General features: G+C 72.0%; 13 protein-coding genes. 8 read left to right on the top strand and 5 right to left on the bottom strand.

Translation table 11 applies throughout. The features are described 5' to 3' along the window. The coding region (locus IE311_RS33960; protein ID WP_229902340.1) for a DEAD/DEAH box helicase at nt 1-1,593 on the bottom strand (1,593 nt) is incomplete at its 3' end. Between the two features lie 483 nt (nt 1,594-2,076). Here IE311_RS33960 and IE311_RS33955 point away from each other — a divergent pair. Beyond that, nucleotides 2,077-2,799 carry a ferritin-like fold-containing protein gene (locus IE311_RS33955; protein WP_189835733.1) on the top strand — a complete coding sequence of 241 codons (723 nt, stop codon included), beginning with the start codon at nt 2,077-2,079 and terminating at the stop codon, nt 2,797-2,799. A 146-nt stretch (nt 2,800-2,945) separates the two neighbouring features. On the opposite strand, the gene IE311_RS33950 is transcribed toward IE311_RS33955, so the two are convergent. From IE311_RS33950 to IE311_RS33935, 4 genes are all read right to left on the bottom strand, one after another. After that, entirely contained in the window at nt 2,946-3,218 is a 273-nt protein-coding gene (locus tag IE311_RS33950) for a hypothetical protein (RefSeq protein ID WP_189835732.1), read from the bottom strand. Between the two features lie 167 nt (nt 3,219-3,385). Further along, a complete protein-coding gene (locus IE311_RS33945) occupies nt 3,386-3,613 on the bottom strand; it encodes a DUF3107 domain-containing protein (protein ID WP_015036001.1) in 228 nt (75 codons plus the stop codon). Nucleotides 3,614-3,754: 141 nt separating this feature from the next. Further along, the gene (locus IE311_RS33940) at nt 3,755-4,414 is read right to left on the bottom strand and encodes a TetR/AcrR family transcriptional regulator (RefSeq protein WP_189835731.1); all 660 of its coding nucleotides are present in this window, start codon (nt 4,412-4,414) and stop codon (nt 3,755-3,757) included. 145 nt (nt 4,415-4,559) lie between these two features. Beyond that, nucleotides 4,560-4,775 (bottom strand): hypothetical protein, encoded by a 216-nt coding sequence (locus IE311_RS33935; protein ID WP_189835730.1) that lies wholly within the window; start codon nt 4,773-4,775, stop codon nt 4,560-4,562. 142 nt (nt 4,776-4,917) lie between these two features. Here IE311_RS33935 and IE311_RS33930 point away from each other — a divergent pair, with 142 nt between their 5' ends. The 7 genes from IE311_RS33930 to IE311_RS33905 all read left to right on the top strand — a co-directional run bounded on the left by IE311_RS33930 (nt 4,918) and on the right by IE311_RS33905 (nt 13,085). Then, the gene (locus IE311_RS33930; protein WP_189835729.1) at nt 4,918-5,886 is read left to right on the top strand and encodes an alpha/beta fold hydrolase; all 969 of its coding nucleotides are present in this window, start codon (nt 4,918-4,920) and stop codon (nt 5,884-5,886) included. 251 nt (nt 5,887-6,137) lie between these two features. Continuing rightward, nucleotides 6,138-7,337 (top strand): DUF3152 domain-containing protein, encoded by a 1,200-nt coding sequence (locus IE311_RS33925; RefSeq protein WP_373314021.1) that lies wholly within the window; start codon nt 6,138-6,140, stop codon nt 7,335-7,337. A 101-nt stretch (nt 7,338-7,438) separates the two neighbouring features. Beyond that, on the top strand, nt 7,439-7,534 hold the full coding sequence (locus tag IE311_RS37415; RefSeq protein ID WP_328488753.1) for an Ms4533A family Cys-rich leader peptide: 96 nt from the start codon (nt 7,439-7,441) through the stop codon (nt 7,532-7,534). A 199-nt stretch (nt 7,535-7,733) separates the two neighbouring features. Beyond that, the gene (locus IE311_RS33920; protein ID WP_189835727.1) at nt 7,734-9,464 is read left to right on the top strand and encodes an ABC transporter substrate-binding protein; all 1,731 of its coding nucleotides are present in this window, start codon (nt 7,734-7,736) and stop codon (nt 9,462-9,464) included. After that, complete coding sequence (locus IE311_RS33915; RefSeq protein ID WP_189835726.1) at nt 9,461-10,462, top strand: ABC transporter permease; 1,002 nt, start codon at nt 9,461-9,463, stop codon at nt 10,460-10,462. Before IE311_RS33920 ends, IE311_RS33915 begins: the two co-directional genes overlap by 4 nt. Further along, nucleotides 10,459-11,448, top strand: coding sequence for an ABC transporter permease (locus IE311_RS33910; RefSeq protein ID WP_189835725.1), 990 nt, complete (start codon nt 10,459-10,461; stop codon nt 11,446-11,448). Before IE311_RS33915 ends, IE311_RS33910 begins: the two co-directional genes overlap by 4 nt. Continuing rightward, on the top strand, nt 11,445-13,085 hold the full coding sequence (locus tag IE311_RS33905) for a dipeptide ABC transporter ATP-binding protein (protein WP_189835724.1): 1,641 nt from the start codon (nt 11,445-11,447) through the stop codon (nt 13,083-13,085). Before IE311_RS33910 ends, IE311_RS33905 begins: the two co-directional genes overlap by 4 nt. The last annotated feature ends 106 nt before the right edge of the window (nt 13,086-13,191 follow it).

The raw sequence follows: 13,191 nt of genomic DNA, 5'->3' as shown, positions 1-13,191 counted from the left end.
GCGCGGGGCCTTCGGCTCGGCCACCGGGGCCTCGGCGACGGGCGCCTCGACGACGGGGGCGGCAGCCGCCTCGACCGGGGCGGCCGGAGCGGCCTGGGCCACCGGAGCCGCCTCGACCCGGGCGGCCGGAGCCGACTGGGCCGGCGGGGCGGCCTGGGCGAGCGCCGCGGAGCCGGGGGCGCCGACACGGGTGCGACGGCGGCGACGCGGGGTGCGCGGGCCGGACTCGGCCTGCGCCTCGTCCGTCACCGTCTCCGCGGCCGGGGCGGCCGACACCGGGGCCTCGACGGCGTCGCCGCCGCCACGGGTACGCCGGCGCTGACGCGGGGTCCGCGTCCGCTCCGGGCGCTCCTCGACCCGCTCGGTCCTGTCGGTCTTCGGGCCGCGCCCACGACGTCCGCCGGGCTCGCCCAGGTCCTCCAGCTCCTCGGCGCCGAGACCCGCACGGGTCCGCTCGGCGCGGGGCAGGATGCCCTTGGTGCCCGCCGGGATGTCCAGCTCCTCGTAGAGGTGCGGGGACGAGGAGTAGGTCTCGACCGGGTCGTTGAAGTCCAGCCCGAGCGCCTTGTTGATGAGCTGCCAGCGCGGGATGTCGTCCCAGTCGACCAGCGTCACCGCCGTGCCCTTGTTCCCCGCGCGGCCGGTGCGGCCCACGCGGTGGAGGAACGTCTTCTCGTCCTCGGGGGACTGGTAGTTGATGACGTGGGTGACGCCCTCGACGTCGATGCCGCGCGCGGCGACGTCGGTGCAGACGAGCACGTCGACCTTGCCGTTGCGGAAGGCGCGCAGCGCCTGCTCGCGGGCACCCTGGCCGAGGTCGCCGTGGACCGCGCCGGAGGCGAAGCCGCGACGCTCCAGCTGCTCGGCGATGTCGGCCGCCGTGCGCTTGGTGCGGCAGAAGATCATCGCGAGCCCGCGGCCGTTGGCCTGCAGGATGCGGGAGACCATCTCCGGCTTGTCCATGTTGTGCGCACGGTAGACGTGCTGCTTGATGTTGGCGACGGTCACGCCCTCGCCGTCGGGCGAGGTGGCGCGGATGTGCGTCGGCTGCGACATGTAGCGGCGGGCCAGGCCGATGACCGCGCCCGGCATGGTCGCCGAGAACAGCATCGTCTGACGCTTCGCCGGAAGCATGTTCATGATCTTCTCGACGTCGGGCAGGAAGCCCAGGTCGAGCATCTCGTCGGCCTCGTCCAGGACGAGGACCTTGACGTGGGACAGGTCGAGCTTGCGCTGGCCCGCCAGGTCGAGCAGACGGCCGGGGGTGCCGACGACGACGTCGACGCCCTTCTTCAGCGCCTCGACCTGGGGCTCGTACGCCCGGCCGCCGTAGATGGCGAGCACACGGACGTTCCGCACCTTGCCGGCGGTCAGGAGGTCGTTGGTGACCTGCTGGCACAGCTCGCGGGTGGGGACGACGACGAGCGCCTGCGGGGCGTCGGTGAGCTGCTCGGGCTTGGCCCGGCCGGCCTCGACGTCCATGGGGACGGTGACGCGCTCCAGGATCGGCAGACCGAAACCGAGGGTCTTGCCCGTGCCGGTCTTGGCCTGGCCGATGACATCGGTGCCGGTCAGGGCTACCGGAAGGGTCATCTCCTGGATGGGGAAGGGGGTGACGATGCCGACGGCCTCAAGGGCTTCGGCCGTCTCGGGAAGGATTCCGAGTTCTCGGAAAGTCGTAGTCAGGGTGCTGCCTCTTCTGTGGACGCGGTGCGAGGCGAACGAAGGGGGTCGTACCGTGCCGGGAACTGCCGGCGCGATCGGAAAGACCGCTGCCGGGTGGCACGGGACCACTGCCGTCGCTCGAGCGTCGTACCGCTGAGGTGACCCCTCCGCGGGTCCGCCGGAAGGGCTGTCGGGCCGGAGCCGATCGGGCCACCGACCGGGCATCCTCATTCATGAGTCGGCCCACCGGATACGTCCGAACGTGCGAAAGCATGTCCGCATACTCAGCAGGCGCCTTATCACTGTACCCCGGAATCGCGCATGTGTGTTGGGAGAAATGGTGATGAGGGCACGGTCACACTGACTGACCAGCGCCTTCCCCGGGTGCGCGAGCGGGCTATTGTGCGCTCCATGGAGACGCCTGACAACGCCACACCCACCGGGATCGCCGCCAAGGACTGGGCGACGGCTTCCGCCGAGCCGCAGTACCGCGCCGCCGTGATCGACCTCCTCGGCGCCCTCGCCTACGGAGAGCTCGCGGCCTTCGAGCGGCTCGCCGAGGACGCCAAGCTGGCGCCGACCCTCGCGGACAAGGCGGAGCTGGCGAAGATGGCCTCGGCCGAGTTCCACCACTTCGAGCGGCTGCGGGACCGGCTCGCCGCCGTCGACGCCGAGCCGACCGCGGCCATGGAGCCCTTCGCCAAGGCGCTCGACGACTTCCACCGGCTGACCGCGCCGTCGGACTGGCTGGAGGGCCTGGTCAAGGCCTACGTCGGCGACTCGATCGCCAGTGACTTCTACCGCGAGGTCGCGGCCCGCCTGGACTCCGACACGCGCGGGCTCGTCCTCTCGGTGCTCGACGACACCGGCCACGGCAACTTCGCCGTGGAGAAGGTCCGCGCGGCGATCGACGCCGACCCGCGGGTCGGGGGCCGGCTCGCGCTCTGGGCGCGCCGTCTGATGGGCGAGGCGCTCTCGCAGGCCCAGCGTGTGGTGGCCGAGCGCGACGCGCTCTCGACCATGCTGGTCGGCGGTGTCGCGGACGGCTTCGACCTCGCGGAGGTCGGCCGGATGTTCTCCCGGATCACCGAGGCGCACACCAAGCGCATGGCCGCGCTGGGCCTGGCCGCCTAAGCGCTCCCGTACGAGCGCGAGGGTCTCCCGTACGGGCCCGAGGGTCTCGGCCCACGGGCCCGAGGGGTTCCCGTGGGCCCCTGGGCCTCGCCTCTGGGTGTGAGGGTCTTCCCGGCGGACGGCGGAATGGGCGGGCGGTGCGCCGGTCAGACCGTCGCTGATCGTCGCAGCCGTCGCCGCGAGGCGGGCCGGATCAGCAGCGAGAGCAGCACCGCCGCCACCGCCACCGCGCCGATCAGGGTGGCGAGGAAGTGACCGGGGCCGAGTGCCCCGTGGGTGACGAGTGCGCCGAAGACACCGCCGACCGCGCCGGTGGCGAGGACGAGCATCCGGACGGGGAGGCGGTCGGGCAGCCGGAGCACGGCGGCCCAGGCCAGAGCGAAGCCGAGCAGGGCGGAGCCGAGGACTTCCAGGAGCAAGCGGATCACCTCGCGGGGGGATGCGGGGCGGGTGGTGCGGTCGAAGGCCCTCCTACCCCAGGCGGGCGGAACGCAATCCTCCCGTACGCCCTGACGTGGCCATACGGGCATACGAAAGGCCCGGTGGACCGAGACGGTCCACCGGGCCTCTCCCGTAGATCCTGGGCTCAGAGCGCGCCGAAACCCACGCGGCGAACGGCGGGCTCGCCGAGCTCCACGTACGCGATCTTCTCGGCCGGGATCAGGACCTTGCGGCCCTTCTCGTCCGAGAGGCTGAGCAGCTGCGCCTTGCCGGCCAGAGCGTCGGCCACGGCGCGCTCCACCTCCTCGGCGGACTGCCCGCTCTCCAGAACGATCTCCCGGGGTGCGTGCTGCACGCCGATCTTGACCTCCACGGCTATGTCCCTCCGAACGGTCAGCGTTGCGCGATTACCCGCGCCGTACGCTGCACACATTAGCCCGGTGAGGGGACGCGTACGGCTCAGCCGCCGCACGCCAGGAGCGAACAGCCCCCGGGAATGTTCCCGCGGGAGCGGTCAGTGGCCCTCGGCGCTCAGCTGGCCCTCCACCGCGTGCAGCGGGAAGCCGGCGATACCGCGCCAGGCGAGCGAGGTCAGCAGTCCGACCGCCTTGTCGCGCGGGATGGCGGACCCGCTCGACAGCCAGTAGCGGGCGACGACCTGGGAGACGCCACCGAGCCCCACGGCGAGCAGCATCGATTCGTCCTTGGACAGGCCGGTGTCCTCGGCGATCACGTCCGAGATCGCCTCGGCGCACTGCAGGCTCACCCGGTCCACGCGCTCGCGTACGGCGGGCTCGTTGGTCAGGTCGGACTCGAAGACGAGCCGGAAGGCACCGCCCTCGTCCTCGACGTACGCGAAGTAGGCGTCCATCGTGGCCGCGACCCGCAGCTTGTTGTCCGTGGTGGAGGCCAGGGCCGTGCGCACCGCCAGGAGGAGGGACTCGCAGTGCTGGTCGAGGAGGGCCAGGTAGAGCTCCAGCTTGCCGGGGAAGTGCTGGTAGAGCACCGGCTTGCTGACGCCCGCGCGCTCGGCGATGTCGTCCATCGCGGCGGAGTGGTACCCCTGGGCGACGAAGACCTCCTGGGCCGCGCCGAGGAGCTGGTTCCGTCGGGCACGTCGCGGCAGGCGCGTGCCCCGAGGGCGTGCTGCCTCTGTCTGCTCGATGGCGCTCACGCGGCCTCCCAAAAATCGATCCATGCGCGCTGTAGCCCGCGCCGCCATCGTACTTTTGGGTAACCCGGCTGTGCGCGGTGCGAACGCAGAATTTCACGGACCGGACGTCCGGGTCGACAGTCGATTCAAGATTAAACCGAACAAATCAGCGGTAGTCGTCCTCGTCCAGGGTCACGACGCGGGCCTGTTCGGACGAGTCGGCCTCGTTCGCCGAGTCGCGCTCGACATGGGTGAGCGGTTCGTCCTCGCGTTGCCGCAGTTCGGTGTGCTGCTCGGCGGCGTCGGCCTCCGGGATTTCCTCGTCCAGCACGACGTCCTCTTCCTCGGTGAATGTGTCCGGTTCGGTCGGATCGACAGTCATGAGGTTCCTTCCGGAGCATGCGGGTCGCGGTCGTCTCCGATGGCCCTCTCTCCGAGCGTAGGAGCACACGCGCCTCGCCGCACACGCACCTGTGACGGCACCCACACGCGTCGGCGCGTGATCGTCTCGTAATATTGCGGCCATGTCGTCGACCGAGCTGCCGGAAACCCGGACCGCCGCCGCGCCACCCGCCTCGCGCACCACCCGCGCCGTGCGGGTCGCCGACGGCGAGGAGCTCCGCTCCGTGTCGCTGCCCGGGCTCACCCTCACCGTGCGCTCCCGGCCGGGTGCCGAGCCCGGACTGCCGCCCGCGCTGTACGTCCACGGCCTCGGCGGTTCCTCGCAGAACTGGTCCGCCATGATGCCGCTGCTGGCGGACCTCGTCGACGGCGAGGCCGTCGACCTGCCCGGCTTCGGCGACTCGCCGCCGCCCGACGACGGCAACTACTCGGTCACCGGGCACGCCCGGGCCGTCATCCGGTTCCTCGACTCCGCGGGGCGCGGACCGGTCCATCTCTTCGGCAACTCGCTGGGCGGCGCGGTCGCCACCCGTGTCGCGGCGGCCCGCCCCGACCTGGTGCGCACCCTCACCCTCGTCTCACCGGCCCTCCCCGAGCTGCGCGCCCAGCGCACGGCCTGGCCCACGGTGCTGCTCGCCGTGCCGGGCGTCGCCTCGGCCTTCGCGAAGTTCAGCAAGGACTGGACCCCCGAACAGCGGGTCCGCGGTGTCCTCTCGCTCTGTTACGGAGACCCCGGCCGGGTCTCCGACGAGGGCCTTCGGCACGCCGTCGAGGAGATGGAGCGGCGTCTGGAGCTCCCCTACTTCTGGGATGCCATGGCCCGCTCCTCGCGCGGCATCGTCGACGCGTATACGCTCGGCGGCCAGCACGGGCTCTGGAGGCAGGCCGAACGGGTCCTCGCCCCGACGCTGCTCGTGTACGGCGGGCGCGACCGGCTCGTCTCGTACCGGATGGCCCGCAGGGCGGCCGCCGCCTTCCGCGGCTCGCGCCTGCTGAGCCTCCCCGACGCGGGACACGTGGCGATGATGGAGTACCCCGAGACGGTCGCCCAGGCCGCCCGGGACCTGATCGTCGATCACGGCGGGAGCTGATCCGGGGCGTGGGACGGCACAGTCGTAAGGGCTCCGCGCCCTCGGTGGCCGACACCGGTCAACAGGCGGCGGCGAAACAGACCCCCGGTGCATCGGGGACACCGGGGGCACGGGGGCCCCAGCAGGGGCCGCCGGCCGGGCGCGCGCCCGGCACGGGGCGCCGCCGCAGGGCCCCGGGCGACGCTCCGGACCCGAACGGGACTCCGGCGCAGGGCACTCCTATGTACGGGACTCCGGCGCAGGGCACTCCTATGTACGGGACTCCCGGCCACGGCACCCCGACGTACGGGTCGCCCGCGCACGGCACCCCGACATACGGGACGCCGGCGCACGGCACTCCCTCCTACGGTTCCTCCGGGTACGGCGGCGGGGCCTACGACACCCCGGCGCACGGCACCCCCGGGACTCCCGCGCACGGCGTTCCCGTCTACGGGACCCCCGTGAGGGGCGGGCATCCGCAGCACGACGAGGGCATCACGCCCCGGCCCGAGCGGTACGGCACCCGACCCGCCCCCCGGCACGGTTCTCCCGGCACCGCGGAGGAGACCGAACAGGCCGCACCGCAGGCGCCGTTCGTTCCCGGACCGCGCCACGAGGACGAGCCCGAGGAGGACATTCCGGGCGGCCGGGGCGGTCTCGGCCGGACCCTGACCGGTGTCGCCGCGGCCGCCGTCGCCACCGTCCTCGCCTTCGTCGTCGCCGGACAGGTCACCGCGGGGGAGGACTCCCCGGCCGCCGCCCGTGCCGCGGAACAGCCCACCGACCGGGCCTCGGACGACACCTCCGCCTCCCGCTCCGACGAGCGGGTCGCCCCGTCGAGCCCGGCGCCCGCCACCACTCCGCCGCCTCCGACGTACGAGCAGCTGATCGCCCGCCAGTACCCGATCGACCCGAAGCTCAAGGGCTCCGGAGCCTTCACGGCGGTGCCCGGCTTCCAGAAGGCGCCCGGCAAGGGGCGCCTGGTCCGCTATCGGATCGACGTCGAGAACGGGCTCGCTCTCGACCGCGACCTGTTCGCCACGGCCGTCTTCAAGACGCTGAACGACCGGCGCAGTTGGGCGGGCAACGGCGCGATGACCTTCGAGCGGGTTTCCAGCGGGGAGCCCGAGTTCGTCATCACGCTCGCCAGTCCCGGCACCACGGGAAAGTGGTGTGCGAAGTCGGGGCTCGACACGACGGTCGAGAACGTCTCCTGCGACTCGGCCCAGACGGACCGCGTGATGATCAACGCCTTCCGCTGGGCGCAGGGCTCGGAGACCTTCGGACCCAAGGCGATGTTCGCCTATCGCCAGATGCTCATCAATCACGAGGTCGGGCACCGGCTGGGGCACGGTCATGTGATCTGCGGCACCCCCGGCGCGCTCGCGCCCGTGATGCAGCAGCAGACGAAGTCCCTGAACATCGACGGAATCAAGTGCCGCCCCAACCCCTGGGTCTATCCCGGCAGTTGACGGTCCGCCCGCCCACTTGTCGATCACATCCTGAGATGCCCGTCTCAGGGGAACCCCGAACCGCGTTGACATCGTTCGCGTGTTCGTCCATATTTCTCGGCATGTCGATCCGTCATGTCACCTCCGAGCGCGCCGCCATTGAGCTGGCGCTCATCGGCGTGGCCGGACATTCCGTCGCCGACATTCTCTGTAGCTGACGCCAGCCCGAGCGCCCGTCGGCTTTCTTTCTTTTCCGTACCGCCGACGCATTTCCGCGCCCGGGTGTCTCCTCCCCGCAGGCGCGGCTTTTCTCTTCGCTTTCCCGTGTTCGGCCATTCCTTTCGGATGCCGCCGCTCGCCGCTGCCTGTGTGGAATTCCCCTTCCCGTAACCGCAGGTCTCCGAGAGGTCTTTTCCGATGCGTCAATCGTCCGTCATTTCGCGCCGCGTGGCAGCGGCCGCCGTCAGTCTCGTCCTGGCCACGGGCGCCGCCGCCTGCGCGGGACCCGAGGACACCGGCGCCAAGGGCGGAACCTCCGGCAAGGCCGCGGGCGCCCCGCAGAAGGGCGGCACGCTCACCGTCCTCAACGCCGAGGCCCAGACCGACTTCGACCCCGCCCGCCTCTACACCTCCGGCGGCGGCAACGTCCCCTCCCTCGTCTTCCGTACGCTCACCACCCGCAACCGCGAGGCCGGTGCCGCCGGCACCGAGGTCGTCCCGGACCTCGCCACCGACATCGGGCGCCCCAACAAGGACGCCACGGAGTGGACGTACACGCTGAAGGACGGCCTGAAGTTCGAGGACGGCACGCCCATCACCAGCGCCGACGTCAAGTACGGCATCGAGCGTTCCTTCGCCGCCGAACTCTCCGGCGGAGCCCCGTACCTGCGGGACTGGCTGATCGGCGGCGACACGTACGAAGGCCCCTACAAGGACAAGAAGGGGCTGGCGTCCATCGTCACGCCCGACGCGAAGACCATCGTCTTCAAGCTGAAGAAGCCCGAGGGCGAGTTCCCCTTCGTCGCCACCCAGACCCAGTTCACCCCCGTCCCGAAGGCCAAGGACAACGGCGCCAAGTACGAGGAGCACCCCGTCTCCTCCGGCCCGTACAAGGTCGTCAAGAACGAGAACGACGGCGAGCGACTCGTCCTGGAGCGCAACGAGCACTGGAGCCCCGAGACCGACGAGGAGCGCAAGGCCTACCCGGACAGGATCGACGTCCGGTCCGGCCTCGACGAGGCCGTCATCAACCAGCGCCTCGCCACCTCCTCCGGTGTCGACGCCTCCGCCGTCACCACCGACACCAACCTCGGCCCGGCCGAACTCGCCCAGGTGGGCTCCGACAAGGCGCTCGCCGCCCGCGTCGGCACCGGCCACTTCGGCTTCACCAACTACCTCGCCTTCAACCCCAAGGTGAAGCCCTTCGACAACCCGAAGGTCCGCGAGGCGATCTCGTACGCGATCAACCGCACCAGCGTCGTCAACGCCGCCGGCGGTTCCTCGCTCGCCGAGCCCGCCACCACCTTCCTGCCCGAGCAGAAGTCCTTCGGCTTCACCCCGTACGACCACTTCCCGGCCGGGAAGACGGGCGACCCCGAGAAGGCCAAGCAGCTCCTGAAGGAAGCCGGCTTCCCCGACGGCCTCAAGATCACCCTGCTGCACTCCACCGCCCAGAACCGCGCCACCAGCCCCGAGATCGCCACCGCCGTCCAGGAGGCCCTCGGCAAGGCCGGCATCACCGTCGAGCTCGACGGGCAGCAGCCCAACTCCTTCAACGAGAAGCGCTGGAGCGTCAAGGACGCGCCCGGCTTCTTCCTCTCCCGCTGGGGTGCCGACTGGCCGGCCGGCGGCCCGTTCCTCGCGCCGATCTTCGACGGTCGCCAGATCGTCGCCAACGGCTCCAACTACAACCACGCCCAGCTGAACGACCTCGCGGTCAACAAGGAGATCGACGAGATCAACAAGCTGACCGACCTCAAGGCCGCCGCCGCCCGCTGGGGCGCCCTCGACAAGAAGATCGGCGAGCAGGCGCTCGACGTGCCGCTCTTCCACCCCGTCTACAAGCGGCTCGTCGGCAAGAACGTCAAGAACGTCGTCATCAGCGACTGGACCGGCGTCCTCGACATCTCGCAGGTCTCGGTCAAGTGACCGCACCGACCGACACGACGGCGCCCGTGGCGGGCATCCCCGCCTCGGGCGCCGCCCGGCAGGTGTGGCGACGGCTCCGCACCCGTCCCTCCGCACTCGTCTCCGCCGCCGTCCTCCTCCTGCTCGTCCTGCTCGCCCTCGCCGCGCCGCTGCTCGCCGCCCTGGAGGGCCAGGACGCGAACACGTACCACGACGACCTCGTCGACTCGGCCCGCGGCGGCGTCCCGTACGGCGCCTTCGGAGGGGCGAGCGCCGACCACTGGCTCGGCGTCGAACCCGGCACCGGCCGCGACCTGTTCGTCCGGCTCCTGCACGGCGCCCGGATCTCCCTCCTCGTCGCCGTCGGCGCGACCGCCGTCCAGATCCTCATCGGCGTCCTCGTCGGACTCGCCGCCGGACTCGGCGGCCGCTGGATCGACGGCGTCCTCGGCCGGGTCACCGACGTCCTCGTCGCCCTGCCGATGCTCGTCCTCGCCGTCGCCCTGACCGCCGTCGTCCCGCGCGACTTCCCGCGGCCGCTGCTGCTGATCCTCGTCATCGGCTTCCTCGGCTGGGCCGGGACCTCCCGGCTCGTGCGAGCCCAGACCCTCACCCTGAAGAGCCTGGACTTCGTCGCGGCCTCCCGGCTCGCCGGCTCCGGGCCGTGGCGGACCGCCCGCCGCGAGCTGCTGCCCTCCCTCGCCGCCCCCGTCATCACGTACGCGGCGATCCTCGTCCCCACCAACATCGTCGTCGAGGCGTCCCTCTCCTTCCTCGGCGTCGGCGTCACCCCGCCCACCCCGTCCTGGGGTCAGATGCTGTCCACCGCGCAGACCTGGTTCCGCGCCGACCCCGCGTACGTCCTGCTGCCCGCCGGACTGCTCTTCGTCACCGTGCTCGCCTTCACCGTCCTCGGCGACGCGGTCCGCACGGCCCTCGACCCCCGCGAGGCGAGCCGGCTGCGCGTGGGCACCCGCAAGGAGTCCCGCCGGGATTCCCTTAAGGAGACCTCCCGATGACCCGCTTCGTCCTCAAGCGGCTCGCGGGTGCCGTGCTCGTCCTCCTGGCGCTCTCGGTCCTCGTGTACTCGCTCTTCTACCTGGCACCCGGCGACCCCGCGCGGCTCGCCTGCGGAGAGCGCTGCAACCCCCAGCAGATCGCCCAGGTTCGCGAGCAACTCGGCCTGAACGAATCCATGTTCACCCAGTACCTGCACTTCCTCCAGGGCGTCTTCGCCGGCCGCGACTACTCCACCGGCACCGCCGTCGTGCGCTGCGACGCGCCCTGCCTCGGCCTCTCGTACCAGAGCGACCAGCAGGTCACCCGGCTCGTCCTGGAACGGCTCCCCGCCACCGCCTCCCTCGTCGTGGGCGCCCTGGTCGTCTGGCTGGTCGTCGGCGTCGGCACCGGACTGCTCTCGGCGCTCCGCCGGGGCGGCCCCACCGAGCGGATCCTGACCCTGCTCACCCTCGCCGGGAGCGGCACCCCCGTCTTCATCCTCGGACTGCTGCTCCTCATGGCCGTCTGCGCCTACCTCCAGTGGCTGCCCTTCCCCAGCTACGTGCCGTTCGGCGAGAACCCCGAGCAGTGGGGCTGGAACCTGCTCCTCCCCTGGCTCACCCTCGGCCTCTTCGAATCCGCCAAGTACGCCCGGCTCACCCGGAGCGCCACCCTGGAGACGCTCGCCGAGGACCACATCCGCACCTTCCGTGCCTACGGGGTGTCGGAGCGGTCCGTCGTCACCCGCCACGCCCTGCGCGGCGCCGTCCCCCCGGTCATCGCGATCAGCGCCGTGGACCTCGGCTCGATGTTCGGCGGGGCCGTGCTCACCGAGTCCCTCTTCGGCATCCCCGGGCTCGGCAAGACCCTCATCGACGGGGTGAAGGCGATCGACCTGCCCGTGGTGGTGGGCGTGGTCATGGTGACGGGCACGTTCGTCGTCCTCGCCAACGTCGTCGCCGACCTGCTGTACGCCGCCGCCGACCGAAGGGTGGTCCTGACGTGACCCCGCTTGTCGAAGTCACCGACCTCACGGTCGAGTTCGCCCGCTCCGGCGACCCGGTGCGGGCCGTCGACGGCCTCTCCTTCACCCTCGACGAGGGCCGCGCCCTCGCGCTCGTCGGCGAGTCCGGCAGCGGCAAGTCCACCGTGGCCGGCGCCCTCCTCGGCCTCCACCGGGGTACGGGAGCGAAGGTCGGCGGCACCGTACGGGTCGGCGGCATCGACGTCGGCACCGCCGGGCCCGGCGAGCTGCGGCGTCTGCGCGGCGGAGTCGCCGCCATGGTCTTCCAGGACCCGCTGTCCGCCCTCGACCCCTACTACGCCGTCGGCGACCAGATCGCCGAGGTGTACCGCGTCCACGCCGGAGGCTCGCGACGGGCCGCCCGCGCCCGCGCGGTCGAGGTCCTCGGCCGGGTCGGCATCGCCGACGCGGCCCGCCGCTCCCGCTCCCGCCCGCACGAGTTCAGCGGCGGCATGCGGCAGCGCGCCCTGCTCGCGATGGCCCTCGCCTGCGAGCCCCGGCTCCTCGTCGCCGACGAACCGACCACCGCCCTCGACGTCACCGTGCAGGCCCAGATCCTCGATCTGCTGCACGAGCTGCGACGCGAGACCGGCACCGCGCTCCTGCTGGTCACCCACGACGTGGGCGTGGCCGCCGAGAGCGTCGACGAGGTGCTCGTCATGCGGGCCGGGCGTCAGATCGAACGCGGGCCCGTGGACGGCGTGTTGGGAGCGCCGGCGGAGTCGTACACGCGCAGGCTGCTCGCCGCCGTGCCCCGGCTCGACGGACCGGTGCGCGCGCCGGAGGACCGGTCCCGGAAGGGGGAGCCGCTGCTCGAAGCCCTCGATCTGCGGAAGGAGTTCGGGCGGGGCGGGAAGGCGGTGACCGCCGTCGAGGGGGCCTCCCTGGCCGTCCACGCGGGCGAAACCCTGGGCGTCGTGGGGGAGTCCGGCAGCGGCAAGACCACCCTCGGCCGCATGCTGGTGCGACTCCTCGACCCGACGAGCGGCCGGCTCCGTTACGGGGGTACGGAGATCGGCGCCCTGCCGGAGCGGGAACTGCGCCACAGGCGCCGCGAACTCCAGATGGTCTTCCAGGACCCGGTCGCCTCCCTCAACCCGCGCCGCTCGGTCGGGGAGTCGATCGCCGACCCGCTGCGGGTGGCGGGGGAGCGCGACGAGACCCGGATACGGGCCCGGGTGCGGGAGCTGCTCGACCGGGTGGGGCTCGACCCCGACCGGTACGAGGCCTATCCGCACGAGTTCAGCGGCGGCCAGCGGCAGCGCGTCGGCATCGCCCGCGCGCTCGCCGCAGAGCCCCGGCTGATCGTCTGCGACGAACCCGTCTCCGCGCTCGACGTCACCACCCAGGCGCAAGTGACCGCGCTGCTCGCCGAACTCCAGGCCGAACTGGGCCTCGGGCTCGTCTTCATCGCCCACGACCTCGCGGTGGTCCGGCAGGTCAGCGACCGCGTCGCCGTCATGCGCGCCGGCCGGATCGTCGAGCAGGGGACGGTCACGGAGGTGTACGGCGCGCCCCGGGACCCGTACACCCGGCAGCTGCTCGCCGCCGTCCCCTCGCTCGACCCGCTCCGCGCCGCCGAACGCCGGGAGAGGCGCCAGGAGCTGGCCGTCGCCTGACGCTCCGTGATCGTTCTGCCGCTTAGCGCGACAGAACGCGACCGGGGTGGGAAAGTTACGTGCATTCACCCCTTCCGGTGGTGCGACGGACAACCGTCCGTCGCAC

Source organism: Streptomyces zaomyceticus, assembly GCF_014656215.1.
Classification (GTDB): domain Bacteria; phylum Actinomycetota; class Actinomycetes; order Streptomycetales; family Streptomycetaceae; genus Streptomyces; species Streptomyces zaomyceticus.
Note: the sequence above shows the minus strand (reverse complement) of the source record. Positions and strands in the feature narration are given on the sequence as shown.